Origin of the sequence: Spirillospora sp. NPDC048911, from assembly GCF_043198015.1 — a bacterium.
Taxonomy (GTDB): domain Bacteria; phylum Actinomycetota; class Actinomycetes; order Streptosporangiales; family Streptosporangiaceae; genus Spirillospora.
This window is the reverse complement of the sequence record NZ_JBICUD010000010.1, coordinates 349,951-376,504: the sequence shown is the minus strand read 5'-3', so window position 1 is coordinate 376,504 and position 26,554 is coordinate 349,951. Positions and strand designations below refer to the sequence as shown.

Annotated in this window: 32 protein-coding genes; 19 read left to right on the top strand and 13 right to left on the bottom strand. The window is 69.3% G+C overall.

Annotation, left to right across the window (positions count from 1 at the left end; translation table 11 throughout):
• Positions 1 to 87 precede the first annotated feature (87 nt).
• On the top strand, positions 88 to 522 hold the full coding sequence (locus ACGFNU_RS38750; RefSeq protein WP_392601563.1) for a hypothetical protein: 435 nt from the start codon (positions 88 to 90) through the stop codon (positions 520 to 522).
• A 186-nt stretch (positions 523 to 708) separates the two neighbouring features.
• Positions 709 to 1,305: an HDIG domain-containing metalloprotein gene (locus tag ACGFNU_RS38745; RefSeq protein ID WP_392601681.1), complete on the top strand. Its 597-nt coding sequence runs from the start codon at positions 709 to 711 to the stop codon at positions 1,303 to 1,305.
• 7 nt (positions 1,306 to 1,312) lie between these two features.
• Here the strand turns inward: ACGFNU_RS38745 and ACGFNU_RS38740 are convergent, their stop codons facing one another.
• Both ACGFNU_RS38740 and ACGFNU_RS38735 read right to left on the bottom strand, forming a co-directional pair.
• Positions 1,313 to 2,914 (bottom strand): FAD-binding protein, encoded by a 1,602-nt coding sequence (locus tag ACGFNU_RS38740; RefSeq protein WP_392601562.1) that lies wholly within the window; start codon positions 2,912 to 2,914, stop codon positions 1,313 to 1,315.
• 124 nt (positions 2,915 to 3,038) lie between these two features.
• Positions 3,039 to 3,881: a LysR family transcriptional regulator gene (locus ACGFNU_RS38735; RefSeq protein WP_392601561.1), complete on the bottom strand. Its 843-nt coding sequence runs from the start codon at positions 3,879 to 3,881 to the stop codon at positions 3,039 to 3,041.
• A gap of 72 nt (positions 3,882 to 3,953) precedes the next feature.
• On the opposite strand from ACGFNU_RS38735, the gene ACGFNU_RS38730 reads away from it, so the two are divergent.
• Entirely contained in the window at positions 3,954 to 5,174 is a 1,221-nt protein-coding gene (locus tag ACGFNU_RS38730) for an MFS transporter (RefSeq protein ID WP_392601560.1), read from the top strand.
• A gap of 52 nt (positions 5,175 to 5,226) precedes the next feature.
• On the opposite strand, the gene ACGFNU_RS38725 is transcribed toward ACGFNU_RS38730, so the two are convergent.
• Genes ACGFNU_RS38725 through ACGFNU_RS38695 form a run of 7 tightly spaced genes read right to left on the bottom strand, consistent with a single transcriptional unit; the run spans position 5,227 to position 11,643 of the window.
• The gene (locus ACGFNU_RS38725) at positions 5,227 to 6,375 is read right to left on the bottom strand and encodes an ABC transporter substrate-binding protein (RefSeq protein ID WP_392601559.1); all 1,149 of its coding nucleotides are present in this window, start codon (positions 6,373 to 6,375) and stop codon (positions 5,227 to 5,229) included.
• Positions 6,376 to 6,387: 12 nt separating this feature from the next.
• Positions 6,388 to 7,257, bottom strand: a complete 870-nt coding sequence (locus ACGFNU_RS38720) for an ABC transporter permease (protein WP_392601558.1) — start codon at positions 7,255 to 7,257, stop codon at positions 6,388 to 6,390.
• Positions 7,258 to 7,285: 28 nt separating this feature from the next.
• The gene (locus tag ACGFNU_RS38715) at positions 7,286 to 8,083 is read right to left on the bottom strand and encodes an ABC transporter ATP-binding protein (protein WP_392601557.1); all 798 of its coding nucleotides are present in this window, start codon (positions 8,081 to 8,083) and stop codon (positions 7,286 to 7,288) included.
• A gap of 15 nt (positions 8,084 to 8,098) precedes the next feature.
• Positions 8,099 to 8,974, bottom strand: coding sequence for an acetoacetate decarboxylase family protein (locus ACGFNU_RS38710; RefSeq protein WP_392601556.1), 876 nt, complete (start codon positions 8,972 to 8,974; stop codon positions 8,099 to 8,101).
• Entirely contained in the window at positions 8,971 to 9,741 is a 771-nt protein-coding gene (locus tag ACGFNU_RS38705) for an HpcH/HpaI aldolase/citrate lyase family protein (protein ID WP_392601555.1), read from the bottom strand. Before ACGFNU_RS38705 ends, ACGFNU_RS38710 begins: the two co-directional genes overlap by 4 nt.
• Positions 9,741 to 10,712 carry a hypothetical protein gene (locus ACGFNU_RS38700; RefSeq protein WP_392601554.1) on the bottom strand — a complete coding sequence of 324 codons (972 nt, stop codon included), beginning with the start codon at positions 10,710 to 10,712 and terminating at the stop codon, positions 9,741 to 9,743. The genes ACGFNU_RS38705 and ACGFNU_RS38700 overlap by 1 nt, the downstream gene beginning before the upstream one ends.
• Positions 10,713 to 10,752: 40 nt before the next feature.
• A complete protein-coding gene (locus ACGFNU_RS38695) occupies positions 10,753 to 11,643 on the bottom strand; it encodes a DUF6282 family protein (RefSeq protein ID WP_392601553.1) in 891 nt (296 codons plus the stop codon).
• A 243-nt stretch (positions 11,644 to 11,886) separates the two neighbouring features.
• Between ACGFNU_RS38695 and ACGFNU_RS38690 the strand changes: the two genes are divergently transcribed.
• From ACGFNU_RS38690 to ACGFNU_RS38660, 7 genes are all read left to right on the top strand, one after another.
• Complete coding sequence (locus ACGFNU_RS38690) at positions 11,887 to 12,651, top strand: IclR family transcriptional regulator (RefSeq protein ID WP_392601552.1); 765 nt, start codon at positions 11,887 to 11,889, stop codon at positions 12,649 to 12,651.
• A gap of 79 nt (positions 12,652 to 12,730) precedes the next feature.
• A complete protein-coding gene (locus ACGFNU_RS38685; RefSeq protein WP_392601551.1) occupies positions 12,731 to 13,474 on the top strand; it encodes a CoA transferase subunit A in 744 nt (247 codons plus the stop codon).
• Positions 13,475 to 13,480: 6 nt separating this feature from the next.
• Complete coding sequence (locus ACGFNU_RS38680) at positions 13,481 to 14,131, top strand: 3-oxoacid CoA-transferase subunit B (RefSeq protein WP_392601550.1); 651 nt, start codon at positions 13,481 to 13,483, stop codon at positions 14,129 to 14,131.
• A gap of 8 nt (positions 14,132 to 14,139) precedes the next feature.
• The gene (locus tag ACGFNU_RS38675; RefSeq protein WP_392601549.1) at positions 14,140 to 15,303 is read left to right on the top strand and encodes an acetyl-CoA acetyltransferase; all 1,164 of its coding nucleotides are present in this window, start codon (positions 14,140 to 14,142) and stop codon (positions 15,301 to 15,303) included.
• Complete coding sequence (locus ACGFNU_RS38670; protein ID WP_392601548.1) at positions 15,300 to 15,689, top strand: Zn-ribbon domain-containing OB-fold protein; 390 nt, start codon at positions 15,300 to 15,302, stop codon at positions 15,687 to 15,689. The genes ACGFNU_RS38675 and ACGFNU_RS38670 overlap by 4 nt, the downstream gene beginning before the upstream one ends.
• Complete coding sequence (locus ACGFNU_RS38665) at positions 15,686 to 16,576, top strand: LLM class flavin-dependent oxidoreductase (protein WP_392601547.1); 891 nt, start codon at positions 15,686 to 15,688, stop codon at positions 16,574 to 16,576. The genes ACGFNU_RS38670 and ACGFNU_RS38665 overlap by 4 nt, the downstream gene beginning before the upstream one ends.
• 36 nt (positions 16,577 to 16,612) lie before the next feature.
• Positions 16,613 to 17,200, top strand: a complete 588-nt coding sequence (locus ACGFNU_RS38660) for a dihydrofolate reductase family protein (protein ID WP_392601546.1) — start codon at positions 16,613 to 16,615, stop codon at positions 17,198 to 17,200.
• Positions 17,201 to 17,410: 210 nt separating this feature from the next.
• On the opposite strand, the gene ACGFNU_RS38655 is transcribed toward ACGFNU_RS38660, so the two are convergent.
• Positions 17,411 to 18,124 (bottom strand): enoyl-CoA hydratase/isomerase family protein, encoded by a 714-nt coding sequence (locus ACGFNU_RS38655; protein WP_392601545.1) that lies wholly within the window; start codon positions 18,122 to 18,124, stop codon positions 17,411 to 17,413.
• On the opposite strand from ACGFNU_RS38655, the gene ACGFNU_RS38650 reads away from it, so the two are divergent.
• Together ACGFNU_RS38650 and ACGFNU_RS38645 are read left to right on the top strand one after the other, a co-directional pair.
• Positions 18,110 to 18,577 carry a glycosyltransferase family 87 protein gene (locus ACGFNU_RS38650; protein WP_392601544.1) on the top strand — a complete coding sequence of 156 codons (468 nt, stop codon included), beginning with the start codon at positions 18,110 to 18,112 and terminating at the stop codon, positions 18,575 to 18,577. The two genes, ACGFNU_RS38655 and ACGFNU_RS38650, sit on opposite strands and share 15 nt — an antisense overlap.
• A gap of 51 nt (positions 18,578 to 18,628) precedes the next feature.
• A complete protein-coding gene (locus tag ACGFNU_RS38645) occupies positions 18,629 to 18,868 on the top strand; it encodes a hypothetical protein (RefSeq protein WP_392601543.1) in 240 nt (79 codons plus the stop codon).
• Positions 18,869 to 18,967: 99 nt separating this feature from the next.
• Here the strand turns inward: ACGFNU_RS38645 and ACGFNU_RS38640 are convergent, their stop codons facing one another.
• On the bottom strand, positions 18,968 to 19,525 hold the full coding sequence (locus ACGFNU_RS38640; protein WP_392601542.1) for a helix-turn-helix domain-containing protein: 558 nt from the start codon (positions 19,523 to 19,525) through the stop codon (positions 18,968 to 18,970).
• An 80-nt stretch (positions 19,526 to 19,605) separates the two neighbouring features.
• Here ACGFNU_RS38640 and ACGFNU_RS38635 point away from each other — a divergent pair, with 80 nt between their 5' ends.
• The 3 genes from ACGFNU_RS38635 to ACGFNU_RS38625 all read left to right on the top strand — a co-directional run bounded on the left by ACGFNU_RS38635 (position 19,606) and on the right by ACGFNU_RS38625 (position 22,414).
• A complete protein-coding gene (locus ACGFNU_RS38635) occupies positions 19,606 to 20,514 on the top strand; it encodes an alpha/beta fold hydrolase (protein ID WP_392601541.1) in 909 nt (302 codons plus the stop codon).
• 234 nt (positions 20,515 to 20,748) lie between these two features.
• On the top strand, positions 20,749 to 21,816 hold the full coding sequence (locus ACGFNU_RS38630) for a rod shape-determining protein (protein WP_392601540.1): 1,068 nt from the start codon (positions 20,749 to 20,751) through the stop codon (positions 21,814 to 21,816).
• A 10-nt stretch (positions 21,817 to 21,826) separates the two neighbouring features.
• Entirely contained in the window at positions 21,827 to 22,414 is a 588-nt protein-coding gene (locus ACGFNU_RS38625; protein ID WP_392601539.1) for a hypothetical protein, read from the top strand.
• On the opposite strand, the gene ACGFNU_RS38620 is transcribed toward ACGFNU_RS38625, so the two are convergent.
• A complete protein-coding gene (locus ACGFNU_RS38620; protein WP_392601538.1) occupies positions 22,411 to 22,764 on the bottom strand; it encodes a hypothetical protein in 354 nt (117 codons plus the stop codon). The genes ACGFNU_RS38625 and ACGFNU_RS38620 overlap by 4 nt on opposite strands.
• A gap of 312 nt (positions 22,765 to 23,076) precedes the next feature.
• On the opposite strand from ACGFNU_RS38620, the gene ACGFNU_RS38615 reads away from it, so the two are divergent.
• The 3 genes from ACGFNU_RS38615 (at position 23,077) to ACGFNU_RS38605 (ending at position 25,288) form a co-directional block, all read left to right on the top strand.
• Positions 23,077 to 23,703: a hypothetical protein gene (locus ACGFNU_RS38615; RefSeq protein ID WP_392601537.1), complete on the top strand. Its 627-nt coding sequence runs from the start codon at positions 23,077 to 23,079 to the stop codon at positions 23,701 to 23,703.
• Between the two features lie 568 nt (positions 23,704 to 24,271).
• A complete protein-coding gene (locus tag ACGFNU_RS38610) occupies positions 24,272 to 24,685 on the top strand; it encodes a VOC family protein (RefSeq protein WP_392601536.1) in 414 nt (137 codons plus the stop codon).
• Between the two features lie 153 nt (positions 24,686 to 24,838).
• Positions 24,839 to 25,288, top strand: coding sequence for a pyridoxamine 5'-phosphate oxidase family protein (locus ACGFNU_RS38605; protein WP_392601535.1), 450 nt, complete (start codon positions 24,839 to 24,841; stop codon positions 25,286 to 25,288).
• A gap of 153 nt (positions 25,289 to 25,441) precedes the next feature.
• Here the strand turns inward: ACGFNU_RS38605 and ACGFNU_RS38600 are convergent, their stop codons facing one another.
• Complete coding sequence (locus ACGFNU_RS38600; RefSeq protein WP_392601534.1) at positions 25,442 to 26,167, bottom strand: TVP38/TMEM64 family protein; 726 nt, start codon at positions 26,165 to 26,167, stop codon at positions 25,442 to 25,444.
• Positions 26,168 to 26,356: 189 nt separating this feature from the next.
• On the opposite strand from ACGFNU_RS38600, the gene ACGFNU_RS38595 reads away from it, so the two are divergent.
• The gene (locus ACGFNU_RS38595) at positions 26,357 to 26,521 is read left to right on the top strand and encodes a hypothetical protein (RefSeq protein ID WP_392601533.1); all 165 of its coding nucleotides are present in this window, start codon (positions 26,357 to 26,359) and stop codon (positions 26,519 to 26,521) included.
• The last annotated feature ends 33 nt before the right edge of the window (positions 26,522 to 26,554 follow it).

Genomic DNA, 26,554 nt, shown 5'->3' with positions numbered 1-26,554 from the left:
CTTCCGTCGTGGACGCGGTCGGGGTGGTTGCCGGATTCTGTGCGGGAGGTTTGTCTGACGGCAGCCCGTCTGCGAGAGGAAGGCCACGTGATCGAGATTCCCGGCGACCCCGAAGGGCCCGAGCAGACCCGCGCGATCGCCGAGGGCATCCGCGAGGCGGTCCTGCTGCTGGCTCGTGCCACCGCGTCCGACCGTGGCGGGCTGCGCTACCCCTCGGACGCCCACCAGGTGCTGGGCGCGCTGTCGGCCGCGGCCGACCTGCTGCCCACCATCCTGGAGCAGACGCACGACTTCGTCACCCAGACGGCCGCCCCCCGCTTCGACCGTGATCCGGAAGGCGGCGACGTTTACGGCTCCCGCACTCTGGCCGAGGCGGTGCAGGAGGCCGCAGGGCACGCGCGCGGACTCGGGCGCGCCCTGCGGATGGCCACCGGCGGAATGCGCTCGATGAATTCGATCAATGACGACATCTACAACGAGCTCGACGCCCTCGACATCGATGACGAGGCGCCACCGGCCTGATGTCTTACCCGCCGCCGACGTCCGCCACCAGTCCCCGCAAGAGTTTCACGGCGAAGCGTGATGGAACGTGGCGCGCCTACTTCCCGGCCGCCGGCCGCCGGTCGCTACGATGCGCAGAAGTCGACGGACGACTACGTCGACGTCCGCTGAGCAAGGAGGAGGGGTTCCTTGCCAGGCCGAGCCGGCATCCAGATTCCCAGCGATCGCGAGATCCGTGCCCTGCATGAGGAGTACGCCCCGTCGGCCGCGGCCTTCGAGCTCGTCTACACGCATTGCCAGATCGTTTGCGAGGTGGCCGAGCAGCTCCTTTCCCGGCATGACGTCGATCTGGATGCCGAGCTCGTCCGCGCCGGATGCCTTCTGCACGACATCGGCGTTTACGCGCTTTACGGGCCGTCCGGCGAGCTGGACCATTCCCGGTACATCCGCCACGGCGTGCTGGGCCATGCCCTCCTTCGCGGCTTGGGATTTCCGGAGGTCTTGTGCCGGTTCTGCTCGTGTCACACCGGTGTGGGGCTGAGCCGTGACGATGTGACCACTCACAATTTGTCCATTCCGGTTGGGGACTACCTGGCGGAGACCGGTGAGGAGGAGCTGGTCATGTTCGCCGACAAGTTCCATTCCAAGACCGATCCCCCGGTGTTCGTGAGCGCCGCGTCCTTTGCGGTGAGCGTCGCGCGGTACGGCGCCGACAAGCCCGCCAGGTTCGCGGCGTTGCTGGACCGCTTCGGTGAGCCCGACCTGGGGCCGCTCCAGGCGGCGTACGGCGGCGCGCTCGTGTGACCTGCCCTCACTTCGGCGGCCTCACGGAGAGGGCGTGGTGGAAGATGTCGCGCGGGTCCCACTTGGCCTTGATCTGCTGAAGTCGGACGTAGTTGTCCCTGAAGTAGAGGGTCTGCCAGGGGGCGCCGGTGTTCAGGGCAGGGTCGGCGAGATCGGTGTCGGGGTAGTTGATGAACGCGCCGTCCTCAGGTGAGGGGACGCCGCCGGTGTCGGCGTACAGGTCGCGGTAAAGCTCTCGCAGCCAGGTGATGTGCCGCGCGTCGTCGGCGGGGTTCTCCCAGCCGTTGACGAAGAACAGCTTCATGATCGTGTCGCGGTGGGGCGCCGACGTCGCGTCCGAGGGGAGCGTGTTGACCTGGCCGCCGAAGGTGTAGAGGCTCAGGCTGCCGCCCGGATGGTCGTAGTCGGTCCGGGTCAGGTGGTGGTGCAGGACGCCGATCTGCCGGTCGGTCAGGCGGCGCCGCAGGTACGCGGACTTGACCTTCAGCCGGTACGCGGGTCCGGGGTCGCCCGGCGAGCCGGCCAGGGCGGCGGCGAGCCAGGCCTGGGTCTTCACCTGGCGGGTGGGGGTGACGGGGACGCCTTGATTGATCGCGGCCAGATGCTCGTCCAGGAGCCGTTCGGACGCCACTTGACCGATCATCCCGATCGAGCCGATCTCACGGCGATTGAGCTGGAGCTCGCTGTAGAGCTTGGTGGACGGCGAACCCGGGGCGCTGTTGCGTTCCACCCAGATGTTGTGGTTGCGCACCAAACGGGCGAAGGACGTCTCGGTCAGCTTGTTCCAGTCCCACGCGATCGTGAAGGTCACCATGGTGGGCGGCGGCGCGGGCAGCAGACGGGCGGGGTCGTCGCCGCGCGCGCCGGGCGTGCGGAACCAGTAGCGGGTGACGATGCCGAACGTGCCGCCTCCGCCGCCGGTGTGCGCCCACCACAGGTCGCGGTTCGGGTCGGACGGTTCGCGGGTGGCCACGACGCTGCGTGCCTTGCCTGTACGGTCCACCACGACGACTTCTACAGCGTGGAGGTGGTCTACGGCCAAACCCATCGATCGCGACAGGGGACCGAAGCCTCCGCCCAGGACGTGCCCGCCCGCGCCTACGGAAGGACACCATCCGGCAGGAATCGTCACGCCCCAGCCAAGGTAGAGCCTGCGGTACACATCTCCCAGCAACGCACCTGCTTCTACGGCGAAGGCACGGCGGCTGGGGTCGTAGTAGACGGCGGTCATGGCGGAGGTGTCAATGACAACCCGTACTGCGGGATCGGCGACGAAGTCCTCGAAGCCATGGCTGCCGCTGCGGACCGTGACTCTCTTACCGCTGTCGACCGCGTCCTGGACGGCTCGCACGACATGCTCGGTCGTGCCGACCACCCAGACGTGCTCGGGCTTGCCCACGAACCGCCGGTTGTATCCCCGCGAGGCCAGCGAAAGGAAGCGCGGATCGCGCCGTCCGACCTTGGCCGGGCCAGGCGGCGGCGGGCAGGACGGCGTCAGGCGGGTCGCGGCCGCCTCGGCGGGGCCTGTGGCGAACGCGGGGACGGCCATGCCCGCCGCCGTCGCGGCCAGGCCGCCCCGCAGTACGTTTCTTCTGGTGTGCTCGGTCATGCAGGCTCCTCGTTCCGGGTGATCTCAACCTAGGAACGGAGCCGTGGACAATCAGTGGGCCTGAACCCTCCAGCGAGGTGGGCGCAACTCCCCTATCCACCGCCTCGACGGGCGGGAGCGGAGCTCAGATCGTGCGGCGCAGGGCGGTCTCGACGGCGTCGATCAGCAGGTCGCCTTCGGTGCGGGGGTGCCGTGCCAGGCCGAGTTCGACGTCCGGCAGGGTGGGCAGGGCGTCCGGATCGTGGCAGGCCATGGCCGGTTCGAGGTTCGCGGGCATGAGCCCCGCGACGCCGAGCCCGGCGCGGAGTGCGGCGAGCACGCTGACCAGGCTGTTGCTTTCGAACGCCACCCGCCAGGGACGATCGGCGCGTTCCAGCGTTTCCAGCACGGCCGTACGCCAGAAGCACGGGTTCGAGAACAGCACCACCGGCAGCGGATCGGCGGTCACGTCCACGCCTTGGCCGATCGCCCAGACCAGCGGGCGGCGCACCGTCCAGCGCGGCGGCCCGGGAAGGTCTGGCACCTCGTCGTACACGAGATGGACGCGGCCTGAGTCGTAGGCCTCGCGCATCGCGGCCCTGGAAACGCTGAGCACTTCGAGTGTCGCACCGGGGTGCAGCCGGGCGAGGTCGGCGAGGGCCTGCGGAAGCTGGGACGCGGCGAGGTCTTCGAGCAACCCGACGCCGCAGTGGCCGGTGAGCGCGCGTCCGGTCTCGGTGAGTGCCTGTGCGGAAAGCGAGAGGATGCGTTCGGCATACGGCAGGAGCTGCTCACCCGCCCGGGTCGGCGAGACGCCGGACGACGACCGGTAGAGCAGCGGACGGCCGACGGCGCTTTCGAGCTTGCGCAACTGCTGGCTGAGCGCGGGCTGGGTATGCCCGAGCGCGCCCGCGGCGCGGCTGATGCTGCCCTCCCGCACTGCGGTGACGAACGAGCGCAGTAACGTGGTTTCGAGATCCCTGGCCATAAGCATCCATTATATCGGCTCCAACGAATTAACCACTTCCTATGGTGTCATGAGTGATCTAGCGTCACACAAGTGACCAGATACCGACAGGTGCTCGTAGTGCCGGGGATGGCATCGCTGCTGGGCGTCTCGATGATCGCCCGTATCGCGATCACGGCTGACGCGATGGCGCTGACGATGTACGTCGTGCTGGGCCTGGACATGAGCTATGCGGCGGCGGGCGGTGTCGCGGCGGCTCTGACCGCCGGGATGGCGCTGGGCGGGCCGCTGGTCGGCCGCATGATCGACCGGCGGGGCCTGCGGCCCGTGCTGCTGGTGACCGTCGTGGTGCAGGTCGTGTTCTGGCTGAGCGTGCCGATCATGCCGTACGGGATCCTGCTGGCCGCCGCCTTCGCGGGGGGCCTGCTGATGGTGCCGGCCCAGCCCGTGACCCGGCAGGCGATCGCCGCGATGACGACGGCGGGACAGCGCCGGGCCGCGTTCGCGCTGGAATCGGTGCAGGGCGAGCTGTCGTACATGGTGGGCCCGGCCATAGTCATCTTGTGTGCGGCGAAGGTGTCCCCGGACGTGGTCGCGTGGGGCGTCGGCGCCGCGATCGTGGCCGGCGGAGCCGGGATCGCCATGCTCAACCCGCCGCTGCGCGCCCAGGAGGAGGAGACGGCGGCCGGGCGCCCCCCGCGCCGGGAATGGCTGGACGCACGCATGATCGCCGTACTGACGATGGCGTTCGGTACGACGATGTTGCTCAGCGGCATCGACCTCGCCGTCGTCGCCACGCTCGAAGAAGCGGGTCAGGTGTCCTGGGCAGCCGTGATCATCGCCGTGCTCGGCGTGACCTCTGTCATCGGCGGGCTGGTCTATGGCGCGCTGACCCGGCCGTTGCCCACCTGGCTGCTGCTCGGCCTGCTCGGGCTCGTGACGATTCCCGCCGGGCTCGCCCACGACTGGCCCTGGTTGTGCGTGGCCGTCGTCGGCGCCGGGTTCCTCACCGCGCCGACCCTCGCCACGGTGGCCGACACGGTGAGCCGGCTGGCCCCGCCCGGCGTGCGGGGCGAGGCGACAGGCCTGCAGTCCTCGGCGCTGAGCGCCGGTTTCGCGCTCGGCTCCCCGATCGTCGGGGTGGCGATCGACGCCTCCGTCCCCGCGGGCGGCTTCGCGGCCGCCGGACTGGCCGGCCTCGCCGCCGCACTGATCGGACGCCTGCTCTCCCGCCGCTCCCCCGCCCGAACGCGGCCGACGTTTCCCGGACCCGCCGAGGCACTGGAACTTGAGCCCTCCCGAACCGGCGCCTGAGCAGCAGGCCCGCGCCTGCGCCTGTGTCTGCGCCCGTGCCTACGTCTGTGCCTTACGTCCGCGCCGCTCGGGCGGCCGCTCGGATGGGGGCCGGGTCGAACTTGTTGATTTCGGCGGTGAGGTCGGAGGTGAAGATGTCGTTCACGTCGACGTTCTGGGTGATCAGGCCGGCCCGTTTCATGTAGTCGATGTTGCGTTGCAGCTCGGAGGCCTTGAGGATGCCCCACTGCTGCTCGCCGGGCTGCACCCCTAGGGTCTGCATGCGGACGGTGAGCACCTTGGTGTCGTTGGCCCGCGCCTTGCTCAGCGGGATGGCGGCGTTGCGCGCCTGGGGATGCGCGGCATAGAGATCGTTGATCGCGGCCGTCGGGTTCTCCTGGGCGAAGACGACGCCCTTGGCCACGGCCCGTCCGATGCGGGCGTACAGCTCGGGCTTGCGGCGGAGATTGGCGGACGTGGCCACCAGGCCGCCGCCCGCGAGTTCGTCGATCTTCGGCAGCGGGATCCGGCGCAGCGGGACGCCGTTGTTCTCCAGGATCTGGAACTGGGTGTCGAAGAGGGCGACGGCGTCCACGTCCCGGTTCTTCAGGGCGGTCGCCTGCTGCGCGCCGGTGCCGATCGCGACGAACGTCACCGCGCTCTTGGGGATCCCGGCGTCCTGCAGCGCCACCTGCACGTTGGTCACCGAGGCGCTGCCCAGGGACGCGGCGCCTATCTTCTTGCCGCGCAGGTCCGCCAGGCTCTTGATCGGTGAGCCCGCCGGCACGCGCAGCCCGTAGATGTTCTTGCGGTAGAACGAGGAGAAGTAGCGCAGGTTGAGCCGTTTGCCCGGCTGGTCGCCGAAGATGACCGGCTCGGGGGTGATGGCCCCGACGGTGGCGTTGTTGGTGGCGACCTGCTGTGCCTGGATGGTCGCCCCGTCGAGCAGGACGAAGCTGACGTTGAGGTTCTCGTCGGCGAAGTAGCCGCGCTTCTCGGAGACGGCAAGGCTCGCCAAGCCCGCGTTCCAGGTCTTGGCCGACAGGGTGATGACGACCTTGTCGCCGTCCGGCGCGCCGACGCCCGCCACGGGCTGGCCGCACGCCGTCAGGGCGGACGCGCACACCAGGGTCGCGAGGACGGCGGCGGCCCGGGAGGGACGCCGGACCGCCGCCCGGGGCCGGACCGCCGGCCGGGCTTTCGGGTGGAGCTTGAGCTGCATCCCCTGTCCTCCTCACACGTCCTGGACGTGCACGTCGTTGTCGGCCGACCAGAACACGAGCCTGCGGCCGATGCCGGTGATCAGGAAGTGCATCACCAGGCCGATGATCGACAGGATCACCAGCACGGCGAACATGGACGCGGTGTCGAGCTGGGTGTTGGACGCCTGGATGACATAGCCCAGGCCCGCCTGCGCGCCGACGAACTCGGCGACGATGGCGCCCAGCACCGACAGGATCGCCGCCGAGTCGAGGCCGGCGAGCACGTACGGCATCGCCCCCGGGATGCGCAGCCGCCGCATCACCTGCCACTCCGACGCCCCGAACGAGCGGAGCATGTTCCGCTCGTCCGCCCCGGAGGAGTTGAGCCCGAGGATCGCGTTGATGAGCAGGGGGAAGAACGCGATCAGCGCGGTGGTAAGGGTCTTGGAGGTCATCCCGAACCCGAACCAGATCAGCAGCAGCGGCGCGACGGCCACCTTCGGCACCGCCTGGATCGTCACGACCAACGGCAGCACCGCCTTCTCCGCCAGAGTCGACTGGCTGACCAGCAGGGCAAGCGACATCGCGAGAACCGTCGCGAGCAGGAACCCGCCCAGGATCTCCTGAAGGGTCACCCAGGTGTGAAAGACCAGATCGCCGTCGACCACGCCCTTCGCCAGCGCCACCGAGATGTCGCTGGGCGGCGGGACGATGATGGGCGACACGTCGGTCACCCGGACCACGATCTCCCACGCCAGCAGGACGAGGGCGAACAGGGCCGAGCTCAGCGCCCAGCCGGGCAGGTCCTTGGGGCGGAAACGGCGGCCGCCGGCCGTGCGCGCCTCGATCGTGTGCGTCTTCCCGGGGCCGGCAGGCCCCGGACGATCCGCGACCGTCGTCATGGTGCTCTCCTCTGCGGGACGGATGCGGTCAGGTGGTGGCGAGTTCGTGCTGGGAGTCGAGGGTCGTGCGGATCTCCTTGACGTAGGCCCCGAACTGCTCGGTGTTGATGTCGGAGAGGCGGCGGGGACGGGGCAGCCCGACGTCGACGACGCTGACGATCCGGCCGGGCCGCGACGACATGACCACCACGCGGTCCGACAGCAGGACGGCCTCAGAGATGCTGTGCGTCACGAACAGGACGGTCTTGCGGTCGCGTTCCCAGATCTGCAGCAGCTCCAGCGACATCTGGTCGCGGGTCATCGCGTCGAGCGCGCCGAACGGTTCGTCCATCAGCAGGATCGGCGGATCGTGCATGAGCGCCCGCGCGATGCCGACGCGCTGCTGCATCCCGCCGGACAGCTCCTTGGGGTGCCGGTCCATGAAGTCGCCGAGCCGCAGGGTGCGCAGGAGGGTTTTGGCGCGTTCCACATCGGCGCCGCGTCCGGCCCGGCCCCGCAGGTCGCGGGGCAGCAGCACGTTGTCGAGGATCGTCCGCCAGGGCAGCAGGAGGGGCTGCTGGAAGACCATGCCCATGGCCTGGCGCGGGTCTTCGGAGTCGGTATGGAATCTCAGGACGCCGCCGGTGTGGTGCTCCAGCCCGTTGACGATCTTCAGGAGCGTGCTCTTGCCGCAGCCGCTCGGCCCGACGATCGAGACGAACTCCCCGTCCCGGATGGACAGGCTGACGTCCTTCAGGGCGTGCACTGCCTCCGCGCGGCGGGACCTGTACTGCTTGTCGACGTGATCGATCTCGATGATCGGCGGTGGTTGCTCCGCGCTGGTCATGGTCGTGCTCCTGCCTCAGATCGCCGTGTACTGGTCGGACAGGTCCTTGCCGCCGAGCGTCGTCAGGACCCCGCAGGCGCTCGTCTCCGACAGGCCGAGCCCGGCCAGCGGTCCGGTGATGTGGTGGAGGGTGGGCAGCCGGTCGAAGTCACCGGCGGTGAACGTCACGGTCGCCCGGCTGCCCGAGCGCCGATCGAGGACGCGGCGCTTGGGGTAGTCGGGTGGGGTGACCGTCACGTAGTGCGCGTCCGGCGTGCCTGGATTCGTGGTGGACGGGACGTACTTGACGTGGAGGAGGGGTGCGTCCGCGTCACCCGAACCGGGGGCTTCCGGCGCGCCGATGCGTTCCGGGGCGCCGATGCCGTCGATGGCCAGTTCGGCGAACGTGAAGCCGTCCCATGAGGCGTGCGCGGCGACGTGACCGTTCTCGGCGGCGCCACGCATCGGCGGGATCTCCGCGTAGAGCTTTGCGTATCCGAGCTCTTCCCGCCCCGAGATGATCGGGTCGGCGAGGCTCTCCCAGAGCACGAGCACGAGGTCTCCGCTGACACGCTCCTGCCGGCCTTCGTAGGTCACCGGCACCGCGAGGTCCAGGATGTTGTAGCCGCGCCCGGCGAGCCAGGCGATCCGCGAGAGGTAGCGGAACCGCACCCGTACGGTCGGCTCCCCGTCCAGCCGGAATCCCTCGGGCAGGAAGGCCTCAAGCTTGCCGGGCTCCGCGGGGAAGTCGGCCCAGACCGTGGTCTGGAGAGGGGACGGCGCGCCGTGCCAGCGGGAGTCGTCCAGCCGCTGGCGAGGGCCCGGTGTCGGCCCGAAGAGGACGGGCATCCGGTAGATCCGGTCAGGGACGAACCGGAAGCCCGCCGCGTCACCGCCGTCCTGGACGCTCATGCCGTCACCGCCGAACGCGCGCCGTCGAGCAACCCGGACGCGGCTTCGACCAGCAGGGACGCGTCGTTCCCGAGAATCACGAAGCCATGACCGTTCCGGACGGCCCTGTCCAGTCCTTGCACGTCGGATCCGTAGGCGACGCCGGACGGCTTGCCCGCCCGCCGCGCCGCCTCGCTCACCCGCTCGACGAGCTTCTTGATCTCCGGGTCGCCGCCCGGGAGCCCCAGGTCGAGCGCGAGGTCTGCGGCGCCGACGAACACGCCGTCGACGCCGTCCACGGCGAGGATGTCGTCGACCGCCTCGATCGCCGCCCGGCTCTCCAGCTGCGGCAGGCAGAGCACGTCCTCGTTGCCGCGCCGCAGATACTCCGACCGGGGCAGCGTGCCCCATTCACCGGCGCGGGAGGTGCCGCCGCTGCCGCGCCGTCCGTGCGGCGGGAAGCGGGTGGCCGCCGCGACCTCGCCCGCGGTGCGCGCGTCGTCCACGTGGGGGAAGAGGATCCCGCCCGCGCCCGCGTCGAGCAGCCGCTGCACGGTGGACGGCGTGTGGTCGGGGACGCGCACCAGCGGCCGCATGCCGAGGGCCGACGCGAGCGCGATGTGCCGGGCCGCCGTCTCGGCCGACAGCAGGGTGTGTTCGAGGTCGATGACGACGAAGTCGAACCCGGCGTGCGCCATGGCCTCGATCGACTCCGTGGCGGAGAGCTTGATCCACGTGCCCACGGGGATCGGGCCCGCGAGCCCCGCGAAGGCGTTCTCGAAGGTCATCAGCGCTCCTCTACGTCGTCCGGTGCGGGATAGTCGCCGGCGTTGAGCACCCAGCCCCGCTTGGCGGAGAAGTCGCGGCGTGGGCCGGCGAAGATGTCGAGCAGCTGGTTGCGGCCGTGCCCGGACGCCTCGGTGGTGTGCACCGCGGGCGGCGGGATGATCGCGACGGACGGGCTGCCGACGCGGACGTGTTCGTCGTCGCGCCAGGCCATCCGGCTCTTCGTCCAAGGCGTTCGGATGTGATGCACGAATTCGCCTGAGACGGCCAGGGAGATCTGCTCGAAGTCGGCGTGATCGTGCGGGGAGAGCTTGGTCGCGTCGCGCGGGCCGTCGTAGTGGTAGAGGAAGTTGGCCATGAAAGCCCTCGACCGGAAGATGCGGCCCAGGCGGTCGGGGCTGCGCTCGATCTCGGAGATGTCCGAGTAGACGCGCAGCTTGTCGCCGCCCACCGGCTCGGGCCACTCGGCGAGCAGCGCGACGCGGGGGTGCGGCGCGGCGTACGAGTCGGCGTTGCGGGCGCGCCTCGCAAGGTCGTCGTTGTGGGGGGTGAACAGCCGTACTACGTCAGTGGCCGACTCGACGGTGATCACGCTGTCGCCGGGCGGGACGATCGCGATCGACCTCCCCGTCACGCTTTCGCCATCGCCGCCGGACGCACGCCCGGACGCAGACGCGGATTCGATCACGACCTTCGCGTCGTCGTGCGGCAGGATCACCATGTACTCGTCGCGCTGCCCGTCGCGGATCAGCCGCTCCCCCGCCACGGCCCGCGTGTAGAGCAACACGACGTTCTGGGCTCGGACGATCCAGGTGCGCGAGCCCGCCTCGCTGACCTCGTCCGGTCCGAGCCGGCTGAAGTCGTAGTACTCCGGGGCCGCGATCGGCGCGTGGGGATCGGCGGCAGGCGCGGCAGCGGCCTCGCCCGGCTTGGCCGCCAGGGCGGACCGGGGATCGTCGGACGCGTACGTCATGAAGGCTCCTTCTCTGTCAGGCCGTCTCCGTCAGGTCGTTTCAGTTGGGAAGGCCCAGCAGGAACGAGGGATTGTCACGGGTCACGCGCCGGAGGTCGGCCGCGGGCAGACCGAGGTCCAGCAGTGCCTGGCCGACGCGCAGGAACGCGTCGACCGGCATGGGCCGGTCCTTCTGGCCGAGGTCGGAGGCGAGGACCGTGTGCTCGGGCCCGACCTCGCGGATCCAGTGGAGGAGGTTCGCCGGATCCCATTTCTTGTTCCCGAGCGGATCGTACATACCGACCTCGTGCTCGACGTAGGCGCCCATCCGCACGAACTCCCTGCACAGCGCCGGATCGGCGCCGATCACGAAGTCGGGATGGTTGATCAGCATGCGCTCGACGCCGCGGGCCTTGGCCTGGGTGAAGAGTTCGCGGATGTGCTCGGGATGGCCGTGGCCGCCGGAGACGATCGTCCCGGTCTCCTGAACGAGGTCGAGCACGTCGTGCGCCTCGGGAACGAGCTTGCCGTCCTCGGTGCACATGGGCACGATCCGGGACGGTAGCTCGACCGTCGCGGTCGGGAAGCCGCCGCCTTCGGGGTGCGCGTCGAGGTGGCGCTGCGAGGAGAAGGTCGGGAACCAGACGGCCTTGCCGCCCATGCGCAGGCACATCGCGACCGCGTAGGGGTTGATGCCGCCCACCTGGGCGTTGAGCGCGATCCCGCCGAACACCTCGGTTCGGATCGTGGCCAGCCTGTCCCGCATGGCAAGCACGTCCATCACGGTGTTGTGGTGGTGCGACTTGACGAGCATCGCGCGCATCTGGAGGCGCTCGCCGTCCTTGGCCCCTTCGGCATGGTCGAACTCGCGCGGGAACGGGTTGGGGCCGGAGTGGCAGTGCAGGTCGACGAGGCCGGTGAGGACTTCGGCGGCGGGTGGCGGTGACGCCATGAGCGGTGCTCCCAAGTGCAGTGGTGTCAGGTGCTGTGGCGGTCCATGGCCAAGGAATGACTCCTGGTGACCTCAGTGCCACTGTGGAACGTTCGTATCGTGAATGTCAAGCTCTCATTGCGAACGTCATCTCCGTCTGAGAGCCTCAGACTGCCAGTTCAAGCCATGCCGAGTTGAAAACCCGAGCCAACCAAGGCTAGATTTTGAACACCGTATTCAAAATGCGAACGTGGAGGTTGCTCGGTGAGTCGTCCTGACGCCGAAGGCCCTGGTGGGCAGCCCGCCGACATCCAGGCGGTCGCCCGCGCGGCCCAGATCCTCGCGCTGTTCGGCCCCGGCACCCCCGAGATCACGGCGGCCGGCGCCGCCTCCGCCATCGGGCTCAACCGGACCACCACCTACCGCTACTGCACGTCGCTGGCCTCGGCCGGGCTGCTCGAACGCCGCGGCGAGGGATCGTTCGCGCCGGGCCCGCTGGCCCTCCAGCTCGGGGTCTTCGCCCTGTCCCGCAGGGAGATCCTCGATCTGGCGCCCCCGTACATGAGCGAGCTCGCCGCCGGAACGCACTCCACGGCGGTGCTGAGCTTGTGGGGCTCGTCCGGCCCGGTCGTGTCGCGGGTCGAGGAGGACGCGGCGGGCACGGTGTCCGTGCGGGTCAAGGTCGGCACACAGCTCGATCTGAGCAGTGGCCAGGCCGCGGTGTTCCTGGCGTTCCACCGCGACCAGCTGCTCGCGGACCGGCTGATCGCCACCTGGCCGAGCGACGCGCAGGCCCGGCTCCGCGAACGGCTGGAAGGCGTGCAGGCAGGCGGCTACGCGGCCGTCGACAACGGCCGCGGCATCGCCATCCTCGCGGCCCCGATCTTCGACGAGACCGGGCTGTGCGCGTCGATGGCGCTGCTCAACACGGTCCAGGCGATGTCGCTGGAGCCGGAGTCGCCGCAACTGCGCCTGCTGCTGTCCACGGCGCGGCAGCTGACGGCGAAGATGGGCGGCCCCTCCGAATGACGCCCGCCCCTGCCAGGACGACGACGCCTCGCGCAAGATCGCGACGCCTCGCGACAGACCGCAACGCAAGGAGGGCCCTATGGGCAAGCAGCTGTTGACCGGGGCCGAGGCCGTCGGTGACATTCCCGACGGCGCGACCATCGCCGTCGGAGGGTTCGGGATCTGCGGGACCCCGTTCGAACTGATCGACGCCCTCCTCGACCAGGGCACCCGCGATCTGCACATCATCGCCAACAACTGCGGCGTCGACGCCCAAGGGCTCGGCAAGCTGCTCGCGGCGGGACGCCTGCGCAAGGTCACCTGCTCCTACATCGGGCTGAACAAGGAGTTCGCCCGGCAGGTCCTCGCCGGTGAGATCGAGATCGACCTCACCCCGCAGGGCACCCTCGCCGAGCGCATGCGCGCCGCCGGTGCGGGCATCGCGGCGTTCTACACCCCGACCGGCGCGGGAACGCAGGTCAGCGAGGGCGGGCTGCCGCTCCGGTACGCGCCGGACGGCACCGTCGCCAAGGTCAGCGAGCCGAAGGAGACCCGCGACTTCGGGGGCCGCCGCCACGTGCTCGAAGAGGCGCTGCACGCCGACTTCGCGCTGGTCCGGGCGCACGAGGCCGATCCGGCGGGCAACCTGCGCTACCGCCTCGCCGCCCGCAACTTCAACCCCCTGGTGGCGATGGCCGGCGCCGTGACGATCGCCGAGGCCGAACACCTCGTGGACCGGCTCGATCCCGACCATGTCCACACGCCCGGGATCTTCGTCCGGCGGCTCACCCTCGCCGAGAGATCCGGCAAGCCCATCGAGAAGATCACGACCCGGGAGGCCTGACCGCACATGGCGTGGACCAGAGACGAGATCGCCCGGCGCGCGGCGCGGGAGGCGAGCGCCGGCCAGTACGTCAACCTCGGCATCGGCCTTCCCACCCTGGTCGCCAATCACCTCCCCGGGGACGCGGACATCGTGCTGCACAGTGAGAACGGCCTGCTCGGCGTCGGCCCGTACCCGCTGGCGGACGAGGTGGACGCGGACTTGGTCAACGCGGGCAAGGAGACCGTGACGCTCGTCCGGAACGCCGCCTGTTTCGACTCGGCGGCGTCGTTCGCGATGATCCGCGGTGGGCACATCGACGTCGCGATCCTCGGCGCGATGCAGGTCGCCGCCAACGGCGACCTCGCCAATTGGACCGTGCCAGGAAGCCTCGTCCGCGGCATGGGCGGGGCGATGGACCTGGTCGCCGGCGCGAAGAAGGTGCTGATCCTCACCGCGCACACCGACAAGCACGGGCGGCCCAAGCTGGTGTCGTCCTGCACGATGCCGCTGACCGGCCGGAGCGTCGCCCATCGGGTGATCACCGACCTCGGCGTCCTCGACATCGCGGGCGGCGAATTCGTGCTGACGGAGCTGGCCCCGGGAGTGAACGTCCAGAACGTCCTCGACAACACGGACGCCCCGGTGCGCGTCGCGCTCCGCGCGGCCACGACATAGGAGTTCGCATGCAGTCAACCGGCCTCCGGGACCGGACGGCCATCGTCGGCGTGGCCGAGAGCGATCTCGGCAAGACCCCCGGGCACACCGTCTTCTCCCTGCAACAGCAGGCGATGGCGGCGGCGCTCCAGGACGCGGGGCTGCGGCCCGCCGACGTGGACGGCTTCATGACGTCCGGATACCCCTACACCGAACGGCAGGCTGTCAGTGCCGCCGAGTACCTTGGGCTGCGGCCCCGGTACGTGGACGACACCAACACCGGCGGGTCCGGTTTCATCGCCGCGCTGGAACGGGCCGCGGCGGCGATCGAGTGCGGCCTGTGCGAGACCGTGCTGATCAGCTACGGCTCGACGCAGTACTCCAGCAGGACGCGCGCGCTGGGAGGCAGGCCCGCCGAGTTCGGCTACCAGTTCGAGGTCCCCTACGGGCTGCCGCTGCCCCTCGGCGGCTACGCTCTCGCGGCTCAGCGCTACATGCATCTGTACGGCGCAACCCCCTCAGACCTCGCCGAAGTCGCGGTGGCCGCACGCCAGTGGGCCGCGCTCAACCCCAAGGCGATGCGCAAGGACGAGCTGACCGTCGACGACGTACTCGCGTCCCGCATGATCAGCACCCCGCTGCGCGCGCTCGACTGCTGCCTGGTGACCGACGGCGGCGGGGCGGTGGTCATGACGTCCGCCGAACGGGCCCGGGACCTGCGCGCCGACGCCGTCCTGATCAGCGGGACGGGCTACGCGCAGTCGCACGAGTCGATCGGGAACGCGGTCGAGATCACCGACACCGCCGCGAGCGAGAGCGGACGACGCGCGTTCACCCGTGCCGGGCTGGGCCCCGCCGACATCGACATCGCGCAGATCTACGACTCGTTCACCATCACCGTGCTCCTCACCCTGGAAGACCTCGGCTTTTGCGGCAAGGGCGAGGCCGCCGACTTCATCTCCTCAGGCCGCATCCGTCCGAACGGAGATTTCCCCCTCAACACCAGCGGCGGCGGCCTGTCGTACTGCCACCCCGGAATGTTCGGCATCTTTCTGATCATCGAGGCGGTGCGCCAGTTGCGCGGCGAGGCCGGGCAGCGCCAGGCGGGAGCGCCCCGGACCGCCCTCTGCCACGGAACCGGCGGCCAGCTCTCCACGGCCGCCACCGCGATCCTGCGCCTGGAGGCGGCATGAGCGAGCGCCCACTACCGAAGATCACCCCGGACGCCGCGCGGTACTGGGAAGAGGCGGAGAAGGGCACACGGAGCATCCAACAGTGCTCCACCTGCAACAACGTGCAGTTCTACCCGAGACTCCTCTGCGTCAGCTGCGGAGGCCCAGTCGAAGAGATCACGGTCAGCGGCCACGGCACCATCTACAGCTTCACGATCGTCCACAGCCCGCCCGCCGGATTCGCCGAACTAGCCCCGTACGCCGTGGCTCTCGTCGACTTGGACGAGGGAACCCGTGCGATGGGCAGGGTGATCACCGACGACCTCACCGCAGTCGAGATAGGCCGCCGCGTGATCACCGTCATCGAGGACGGCGAGCCCCTTCCCCAGTTCGCGATCCCGGCATGAGCGGCCTGACCTTCGGCCTCGCCCTCGACCTGGGCTCCGACCGCCCCCTCCCGCCACAACTGCAAACAGCAGAGCAGTTTCTCTCCCGTGCCGCGGAAGCCGGGCTGGAATCGGTTTGGCTAGGCGAGAGCTACCATTCGTCCCCCCGCTCGTTCCACCTGCCGTCCCCGCTCATCAGCCTGTCTCACCTAGCGGCGCTGACACCCCTTCAGCTAGGAACCGGCGTGCTCCTAGCCCGCACATACGACCCCGCCCGCCTTGCCGTGGAGGCCGCACTCGTCGACCAGATCAGCGCGGGCCGCCTGACCCTAGGCATCGGCCTAGGGGCCCCAGCTCTCCGCGGAACCTTCGGCGGCCCCGACCAGCCGGGCGGCGCGGCGATCGACCGTCTCCTCACCTCGCTGCGGCGCCCGGTCGTGCCACCGCACTACCGGCCCACCGGCCCGAAACTACTGGTAGGTGGCCAGGGCGACGCCGCCGCCCGCCGCGCCGCCCGTTCCGCGGACGGTTATTACGCGGCCACCAACTACTCGGACCGCCTCCTACGCAGCCAGTGCGCCAACTACCAGGGCCACCTCACCGAGGGACAGCCCGCGACGATCACGGTCAACCGCCTCTGCCTGATCGCCGAAGACTCCGCCGAGGCCCATCACCAGGCCGAGCAGACGTTCAAAAACATCCGCAGCTATTACACCAACGCGGGCTTGTGGAACATCGGCGCAACCACAGACGACCCAGAGCCCTGGCTGGTCGGCACACCAAAAGAAGTCTCGAAACACCTAGAGCAATACCGAGAATGGGGCGTCACCCACGTACAACTGCGGCTTCTACCAACCGACGCCCCTCACAACGCCACCCGAACCCTAGACCTACTCGCGGACCGATGAGTTTTTAGTCTCCGGAAGGTCTCATTGAGCACGAACGTGACCACATTGGAGGAACGCATGTCACAAGTAGTGCTCTACATGTCGATGTCCCTCGACGGCTTCATCGCCGGACCTGACGACCGCCCGGGCCAGGAGCTCGGCCGCGGCGGCGGGCGGCTGTTCAACTGGCTGGACGACCGGATGTCCGATGGCCCGAGCGGACAGGTGTACCGCGAGGCCATGGCGACGGGCGCCGTGATCTCCGGCCGCCGCACGTTCGAGCTGGCCGGACGCTGGCAGGGTGATCACCACGACGGTGTGCCGATCTTCGTCCTGACCCACCACATCGACGAGGCGGACGTGCCGCCGGGCAGCGCGAAGTTCGTCACCGACGTCGAAGACTGCGTAGCGCAAGCGCGCGCCGCGGCAGGCGACAGTCCCATCATGGTGCACGGCGCCAGCGCGGCCCAGGCACTACTACGGGCCGGACTGGTGGACGAGATGGAGATCCACCTCGTCCAGGTCCTGCTCGGCGGCGGCCGCCGGTTGTTCGACGACCTTGACGACCGCATCGAGCTCGACCTGATCCGACGCCTGGACGCCCGCGATGTGACGCATCTCCGCTATCGCGTCCTGTACAGCTGACCGCGCCGTGAAAGCCGCAGACGATGTGAGCCATGGCCGCGACCGAGTACTTGGAGCAACTCGCCGTACGGCTCGTCAAGGTCGGCTATACGGCCCGGCGACGCTACGAGAGCGCGCGTCCATGGCTGATCGTCACACTCCCCGAGACCCCGCACTGCGGACACAACCGCCCCCGACGAGGCCGTGCACCACCTGTGGCGTCGACTGCCTTCAACGGGGGTGCTGGCGGGAGGTGATCGTGCGGTCCATGAAGGCTCTGATTCGGCCGTCGGCCGCTGCGGTCTGCCACAAACTCAGCGTCGTCGGCTCCGCATCGCGGCGAACGCTCGCGTCGCCGTGCAACTGGCGCTTGGTGTGGCGGAATGCGTCGGCGGGAATGGCCGTGGCCAGCCGGTCGGCCACTGACATAGCGCGGTCGAGCAGTTCTTCAGGCTCGACCACCTCGTCGACGAGGCCGTGCGCCAGCGCCTCGGCGGGCTCGTGGTTGCGGCCTTCCAGAATCATCCGGCGCGCGGCGACCGGCCCCAGCGCGTACTCCATGATCTCCAGGGCCACGGCGGGGAACGGCACCCCGACGTAGAGTTCGGGCACGCCGATCGTCCCGGCGGCCATGACGCGATGGTCGCATGCCGCGGCCAGCACGCAACCACCGGCGATCGCGTGGCCGTTGATCGCGGCCACCACGGGCTTGCCCGTGTCGAAGAGGGCCCGGAACGCCGCGATCAGTGCCGGAAGGTAATCGGCGACGTAGTCGGCGCCACCTGCGACGATGCGCTCCAGATCGACCCCGGCCGAGAAAGCCCGCCCGGAGCCGGTGAGCACGACGGCTCTGACCTGCCCGGAGTCCAGGTCGCGCAGCGTCGACTCGATCGCCCCGCACAGTTCCAGATCCAGCGCGTTGACCTTGCCGTGGGCCAGCCGCACGACCCCGATCCCGTCCGTGACATCGACTTCGATCACAACGCTCCCTTCTGGTCGTCCTCCAGCCAGTCGCGTCCGCATCTACTCATGCTCGGCTTCACACCACAAGGACCTGCGGGGCGGCGCTCGGGCTGGCTGGTGGCCCGCGGGCTCGGCCGGACGCGATGGCCGCTCGTGCTGGGGGCGGCTTCGTTGCTGTTGCTGTCGGTGCCATTGCAGAGCGGGCTGCGGTTCGGGCAGGTCAGCGTCTTCTTGGTGGTGCTGGCGTTCGCGGACGCGGCGGGCCTGGTGCCGGCGCGGTGGCGGGGTGTGGCGATCGGGCTGGCCGGTGCGATCAAGCTGACGCCGCTGATCTTCGTTCCGTATCTGCTGGTCATCGGTGAGCGGCGGGCGGCGCTGCGCCACCGGGGTGTTCGCCGTGGCGACCGTCGCGGCGGCGGTGGCGTTGCCGCGTGACTCGGTGGTGTTCTGGACGCACGCGGTCTTCACGACGTCAACTACAGCACGATGCTGCTGCCCGACGACATGACCCAGGTCTCCGGGCTCGTCGGCGAGGACGTCACCCGGCTCGTCCTGTCCACCTCCATCAACGGCCCCGCCTACCAGGTGCCGCTGCTGCCGGGCCCGGTGGCGGGCCGGCGCATCTTCGTCTTCCACATCGACCACTACGCCGGCACGCGGCTGGACACCTATACCGCCGACGGCAAGCTGGCCTGCATCTGCGGCGACAAGCTCAGCTCAGGCTGAGCACTGCCCGCCACGGCCTGCCCTCTCCTGGACGGTGCTAACGCCGACCGTCCACGTCCTCTTTGAGGGTCCTGGGCAGCCAGGACGACGGGGCGGATCTCAACGGCAGTCTTCGGAGGTGCCTTGCGGCGGTTCGGCGACTGGGAACAGGATCGGGCTGAGCAGGTGCGGTGTGCGGTGTGGTGCGGGCGGGTTCGTCAGCTGGGGGGTGATCGCGTCGCGCATCTTGTCGATCATCTCGGCGCGCTCGTCCGGGCTGAGCCAGAGCACGTGCTGCCGGTAGCCCACCAGATCGGCGATCGGGTCGGCGTCGTCGCGGTCGAGGTAGGCGGTGAACTCGGCGAGCAGGGCGGCCACGGCGGCGGTGAACGCGCGGCGGTGGTCGGCCGGTGACATCGACTCGATCGTGTCGGCACTGATCACGGCTCGTTCCCGGCACAGCCGGTAGCGGCGTTCCACCGCGCCGCGCACGCGCTGCTCGCCGACCACTTCCAGGACGCCGCCGTCGGCGAGCAGGCCGACGTGCCGGTACACGGTGGCCTTGTGCACATCGGGGATATGGCCGGCCAGCTGAGCGGTGGTGCGGACCCGCCCGCCCGCCATGGCCTGGACGATGCGCAGCCGCACGGGGTGAGCGAGCAGTTCCAAGGTGTCCATCCGACGAATGATCGCACATATGCTACCGTTCGCAGAAGTTGCGAATGGTGGACGTTCGCCATGACATCGAAGGAGTGGCGATGCACCCCATCTCGTCCGGCCGGGGAACCGGCGCGCCGCCGCTGGGCCGTCTCTACTCGGTGCATGGACGGCGACTGGCGCTGCACCGTTCGGGAACCGGAGGGCCGGCCGTGGTGTTCTTGCCGGGCGCCGGACAGGTCGGCTTGGACTACCTCAACATCCATGACCAGGTGGCTGAGTTCACCTGCAGCGTCCTCTACGACCGGGCCGGCACCGGCTGGAGCGACCGGGTCGAGCTGCCCCGAACCGCTGCCGAGGTCACCGGCGAACTACACGAATTGCTGCGCGCCGCAAAGATCCCCGCGCCCTATGTGCTGGTGGGCCACTCGCTGGGCGGGGCTTACGCGCGTCACTACGCGCAGCGCTTCCCGGACGAGACGGCGGCTCTGCTGCTGCTGGACCCCTTCCACGAGGAACTGTATGACCGTGGTCCCCGGCAGGCGCGAGACAAGCTCGCGGAAATGCATCACCAGCAGATTCCCGAGCTGACGCCCGAGCAGCTCCGGCAGGCACGCGACCAGATCGCACCGCATTTCTCCGCCTGGCCGGACAGTGTGCGGCAGGCCCTCATCGATCACCACCTCACTACGGCGTGGAAGGCGGGCCTGCTGGAGGACCGCAATCTCTACGACCAGGTCGCCGGGGAGCTGCGGAAGGGGGCCGGGCTTCCTGACGTGCCACTGATCGTGCTCACCGCTCTGGGACACGACGACACCCAGGCGCAGCTGTGGCCCGCGGAGTTGCTCGCAGAGATCAACGACGCCAAGACCACCTTGCACGCACAGCTGGCCGCCTCGGCGCGCCGCGGCCGGCACCGGATCATCGACGCCGGGCACGGCTGGCTCCACGAAGAGCACCCCGAGGCCGTCCTCCAAGCCCTCCACGATCTTCTCGACGCCGGCATGTAGGCGGGAAAGCGGCGGCGGTTGGCGGCGGGGAGCCCGATTGTATGGGTGCGTCGGCTTTCGGGTAGATGGTGTTGTTTGAATGGGTCCTTGTGACGGGATTCTCGCGACCTGAGGAATTCATCGCCTCCTTGTCGGGGGCGCTTGATGATCTTTTTGCCGGGCGATGGGTTAGGTCAGGCTCAAGATCGAGTAATTTACGGTATGCGAATGAACAAGATCACTTAAGGGTCTTCCATGGGATTGCTTTCAGCGGTTGTGAATGCCGATACCGCGCTGGATCTGGGCACCGTCCACTCGCGTATTTTCGTACCTGAACGGCAGATACGCATTTGCGTGCCGTCGGTCGTGATGGTGAGCCGCAATAGTGGACGGGCCCTGGTCGTGGGGCGGGACGCGCTGGAAGGCGATGAACTTGGCTGGCGTGATGTGGAGCTCGTCCGGCCGGTTTGGAATGGCACGGTAACCGAATACGGCGCGGCTGTGGCGCTTGTGCGATGGTTGCTCAAGGAAGCACATAAGGGACGCGTGCGTGTACGGCCCCGAGTCGCGGTCGCGGTGCCCTCGGGGGCCGCGAAAATGGAACGGCGAGCTTTGGAGCAGGTCGTTTCGCGGGCGGGGGCCCGTCAGGTGCTACCGGTCGACCATGGGCTCGCCGCCGCGCTCGGACACCAGGTGGACGGGGCCGGCATATCGGCGCGGATGGTCGCGGACCTTGGCGGGAACGCGACCAGAATGGCGATCGTCGCCAAAGGCAGGGTATGGACGCACCGCACCTTGCCGGTGGGCGGCCTGCGATTCGATCAGGCGGTCGCGGCATGGGCCCTGCGGGAATACCGGCTCGTGGTGAGCATGGAAGCGGCCGAACGATCGAGAGTCCAGGCGGAGTCGCTGGTCGTTGAGGCGGGAGACCACGAGCCGCTGGAGATCTGCGGCCAGGACCTCGACTCGGGCAAGCCGACGGTCCACACCGTGACGGCCGGGGAAATAGCTTCCGCTTCCACCCGGGTGTTCGACCAGATCGTTGAGGCGCTGGAGGATCTGCGCAACTCCTGTGACCCTGAACTGACCCGGCAACTGCTGATCCATGGATTGGTGCTGTCCGGTGGCGGGGCACTGGCGCCGAGGCTGCCGACGTTGCTGCGCCAGCGTCTGGATCTGCCCGTGCACGTGAACGCATGCCCGCAGGACGCCGTGGTCATCGGAGCGGCGCGCTATCTGGGAGGTCCTTGGACCAAGGCATTTAAAAAGCAGCCGGAATCGCTGGGCGGAGTGCCGGCGATGCCAGTTCCTGCCAGTGATTGAGGGCCTGAAGATGAAGAACTTTGACGCAACGGTTCCGACGACCCGCGAAGTAGATGTGACATCGATTCCGACGTCACGTGAAGATACGCTGGCAGCCTGGTTCCTGGGGCAGGCCATCAGTTGCTGCCACGAAGGAGACTTGCTTGAGTTGGGGCCCGTCCCCCTAGGGGCGTCGCGCTTTTGCCGAGACGGCGAGAATTGCCTTTCCGCAGACCTGGCAGTGACGGACTGGAAGACGCTTCGGAGCCAGAACCCCAAGCGATTCCGTTTCGTCCACTTCACGGCGAGCGGGACCTACAACGAACTGCTGAACCGCATTGAGATGGGCCGTTTCCTGCTCCGGGCCAACGGTATCATCGCCATCAGCGACTATCGAGCAGGAGACAATCCAGCATCAGCCGCCGCCGTCTGGCAATCGGTCCTGGCCGGCACGCTGCGTCCTATCTGCACCACAAGGCAGCGCTTCTACGGGATGTGGGGCGATGCCACCCCCGTCCAGAACGAACTGCTGGTATGGATGGCCGGTCACATTTCAGGCTACGGCGCCGAAGTGCACAGCATCGCCAAGCACCGGCTCCTCCACTTCAACATCACCTAGCGCAGCCACCGAAGCGCCGCGTCGGCGGAATCCTCGGGGCCGCTGTTGAAGGCGATGGCCGCGCCGGGCGCGTGCCGGCGGACCAGGTTGACCGCCTTCTCGAAGAACTCGAGCAACGGCTCGTGCTTGCGGATGCCGCCCCCGATCACCACGCAGGCGTAGTCCTTGCCGGTCAGCGCCGCCACGATCGTCCCCTCGGGATCGTCGTCGAGCGCCAGCAGGCACATGTCCGCCTCGATGCCGTGAGCGTCGAAGCGGGCCTGACCGCGCGCGAGCGCCTCCTGAACCGGCTTCGGGTCCCAGCCCTCGATCTTGGCGGGATCGAGTCCGATCACCAGTACCCGTGCCACGCGTCCTCCTCGCGGAACGTTTCCGACCTTCGCCGGCGCGTGCTTCCCGACGCGCTCCCGTCAGTCTGGCAGGCCGCCGAGCGCGCCCAGGCCGGCAACCGCTGCCCGCTGGGAAACCGCTGAAGGACGTCCAACGCGGCCGCCTCCTTCCCTCCCGACCGATCGAGACGCTCGGCCTCGGCAATGTCACGCTCTCACGGCGCGCCTGCCGGCGCGTGCGGTCGGTTCGCGAAGCCGGCACGCGAGGAGGAAAGTGGTCAGTGAGCCGGTACGGCACCTGTTCCGCGTGAGCGGACCGACGGAGGTGGAGGAGTGCGCGCACAGCACCAGTGGGACGAGCTGCAGATCGCCATGGTGTTGGAGCAGTTGGCGCAGCGCCATCCCGACGACCCCCTCAGCGCGATGGCGTTGCAGATGGCGGCCGTGCTGCGCGAGCGGGCCAGGCCGGCGCCGGCCGGCGGGGCGGGCACGGAGGCCGCTCGGTACGCCGGAGATGAGCGCGATGACGTGGCACGCGAGCGTGATGTGTCGGCGAAGGAACGGGACGAACGCGCCGCGCTGCGCGACGCGGCGGCACGGGCCCGTGACGTCCAGGCACTGCAGGCCGGTGAGGCCGCCGCGGCCGACGACCGGGAGCTGCACGAGCTGCTGCGGCAGGCCGAGCGGCGTGACCGGGGGGAGGCCGGCGGCCTGCCCGCGGCCGACCACGAGGCCCGCGGCGCCGAGCGTGCGGCGATCCGCCAGTTCCTGCTCAAGGCGCGCGAAAGCCGGCAGCACGCCCGCCAGGATCGCTACGACAGCAAGAACGACCGGCAGGACGCAGGCCAGGATCGCCTCGATGCCCAGACTGACCGGCACAAGGCCGCCACCGACCGTCAGGCCGCCCAAGCCGACCGGGACCAGGTCGTCATCGACGGCGAAACCGACTCCCTGCCCTGACCCAACGCCACACCGGCCGGACCGGTTTCATGACGCAGGCGGCGCACGACGCGGCGGCGCAGGCCGGGCATGCCGCCGGGCCACCACCGGCACCTGCTCGGCGAGGCCCGCAACTCGCATGCGGAGTTGTCGCAGAACCGGCTCACCCGCAGATTGATCAGCACCGGTCGTCCACCGGCGGGCACCAGTGTGGCCGGGTTCGCCGGGCGGCTGCTGTCCGTCAACGCTCCTCCTGCATCAGGCGGTGCAGGAGGAGTTGGGTGTGCGTGGCCAGCCCGACCGGACGTCGAGGAAACCCCTCGACCACCGGTTGACACCGTCCGCGCCCGGGGACCAGTCGCGGATACCAGTCTTCAGGGTGCTGGAACTTGGTCATGTTGGCATCGTCTATCCGCGCCCCCTTTATTGACGATCCGTGCACGCGGCGTTCCAACAGGATCGAGCGTCGGTGGCGCGCGGCGGCATTCCGTAAGCGGCGCGGAAGAGGTGGGTCTTGTTCGGCCGGAGTGTCTAGAGTAAATTCTGTGTCCGCCGGACACAGAGGACGTTGCTCACCTGGAGGCCGCGCATGAACTGGACTCTCGAAGTCGTTTCGGTGCCCGTCTCGGACGTCGACCGGGCCAAGGCGTTCTACGCCGACCAGCTCGGCTTCGCCGTCGACCACGACACCACGGGCGGCGCCGGCATGCGCTTCGTCCAGCTCACGCCGCCCGGTTCGGGCTGTTCGGTGGTGATCGGCAGCAGCCACGTGGACATGGCGCCCGGCTCGCTGCAGGGCGTGCAGCTCGTGGTGAACGACGTCAAAGCCGCAAGGGCGGAGCTGGCTGAGCGCGGAGTGGACGTCTCCGAGGTCACGGTCTTCGCCAAGGAAGGGCAGCGTCCCGCGCGGGACGATGACGACCTGAACAACGTCGGGTTCTGCTTCTTCAAGGACCCTGACGGCAACGGCTGGGCCGTCCAGCAGATCACAGCCCGCAGCTGATCACTGGAGGTACCTCCTGGCCAGCGCGACGCCCTGATCGATGGCCACGGAATGTTGTTCCGGTCAGTCCCGCCCTGGGGCGCGGCGTGCGATCATTTCTTGGTCGTTCTCTGCAAGTGAGGTGCTCATGGCGGGACGTAGGAGCGTGTGCCGATGAGCGGGCTTGAGGATTTCGCGCGGCTCGTTCCGGGCGACCATGGCCTGTGCGTGGTGTCGACTCTGCGGGCGGACGGGACCATTCAGTCGTCGGTGGTGAACGCGGGGGTTCTCGCGCATCCGGTGACCGGCGCGCAGGTGGTCGGGCTGGTCGCCGTCGGCGGCACTCGCAAGGTGGCCAACCTGCGGGAACGGCCGCGTGCGAGCGTCGTGGTGCGAGCGGGCTGGGAGTGGGCGGCGGCCGAGGGGCCGGTCGAGCTCGCCGGGCCCGACGATCCGCTGCCCGGCGTGGACGGTGAGCGGCTCCGGCTGCTGCTGCGCGAGATCTTCACCGCCGCCGGCGGCACGCATGACGACTGGCCGGCGTACGACCGGACGATGGCCGAGGAGCGCCGGGTCGCCGTGCTTCTCACGCCGGAGCGGGTCTCGCGCAACCCCGGCAACTAGCGGCTCGGCATGAGCCGTCCCAGGCCGCCGTCGGCGCCGGGCGCGAGGAACTCCGCCGGGCCGCCGACCTCGCACTGGAGCTGTGGCATTCGACGCGGTCGTGACGATGGTGCTGAACGAGCTCGGCGGCCACGTCACCTCTGACGGAACGCGCTAGGAGGCCTCGCGGTCCGCGTCGGCCTCCCCTGTGCGGGAGCGGACGAACTGCGCCGCCCACCAGCCGCCCGCGCTGAGCACGACCAGCCCGACCGGTGCGATCCACACGACCGGAGAGCCGGGTTCGCGCAGCGCTCCGCCCAGTCCCGTGTAGACGAGCGTGCCCGGGATGATCCCCAGCGCCGTGCCCGCCATGTAGGACGCGAACCGCACCCCGGCGACCCCGGCCGCGTAGTTGACGACGCCGAACGGGAACAGCGACACCATGCGCAGCACCAGCACGGACTCGAAACCGCGCCGCGAAAGATAGGCGTCCAGGCGGGCGAGCCGGCCCGATCCGGTGTAGCGAGCCACTGCTGGACGTCCCAGGAGCCTGGCCAGCCCGAACGAGAGCGCCGCGCCCGCCGTGGCTCCGGCGAACACCGCCGCCGAGCCGAGCGCGACGCCGAACAGCGCTCCGGCGGACGCGTTCAGCACCGAGCCCGGAATCAGCGCGATCACCGCCAGCGCGTAGCAGAAGGCGAAGATCAGCGGACCCCAGAAGCCGAGCGAGTCGACCCATTCGCTGATGTCCTCCCAGAGCGCGCCGCCGCCCATCGCCACCAGCACGCCGAGCCCAACGAGCACCGCGGCGAACGCCAGCAACCGCACGACGGCCCCTCTGGAAGACGCCGCCTTCTCCTCCGGCGAAGAGGGGGCTGGGTCGGCGGGGCGGCGACTCATAGATGCTCCTCCAGGTGGTCGCTCGGCGACCTGCGGTCTTCGGGGCGGGATGCCGATCATCGCGCACGGGACGCCGGAGCGACACGGCGCACTCCACATCGGCCTCGGGTCCGGACCGGTCCAGCCGCCCATCGGCGTTGATCCGAGCGCCCATTCACCTGATGCTGAGCTCAACGGAGGTGGAGAACGATGCGAGTCGCCGGCCGCGTGGCCCTGATCGCCCTTCTGCTGGAGCTCATTTTCGTCGTTTCCGGGTTCCTTCCCGTCACCTGGTACCGGGCGGTGATCACGGGAATCCTGACAGGAACAGCCGTCGCCCCGGCCCTCCGCTGGACCTGGCAAAGTCGCCGTTGAGCGCGTGCGGACGCGCGGCGCCTCCTTTTAACG